Genomic DNA, 280 nt, shown 5'->3' on the forward strand with positions numbered 1-280 from the left:
GTGGAAGAACTCACCGCAGAAAAGCTCAAACCTGTACTGCTGACAAATGGCATGGATATCGAAAGCCGACACCAAGAGATGTTTGATAAAGGCTTGGCAGATGCAACCAAGTGGATTGGTTTACCATGGCAAGAGTTGGTGGCGACTCTTCTGAAGTGGGTAGAACCTTATGAGGTCAAATATCGAGAGTGGCATGAAGAAGTGAACGCTTCACAACAGTATTCAATCGCTGAGCGAGAAGCTATCGAGTTGATTGCAGACCACGAAGCGGCCATTTATC

The 280-nt window shown here is 46.8% G+C and carries 1 protein-coding gene; it reads left to right on the plus strand.

Annotated elements, in window-relative coordinates; genetic code table 11:
* On the plus strand, positions 1–280 hold a 280-nt coding region (locus O4H47_RS17875), incomplete at both ends, for a hypothetical protein (RefSeq protein WP_269395382.1).

Source organism: Maritalea porphyrae (assembly GCF_027213965.1).
GTDB lineage: Bacteria > Pseudomonadota > Alphaproteobacteria > Rhizobiales > Devosiaceae > Maritalea > Maritalea porphyrae_A.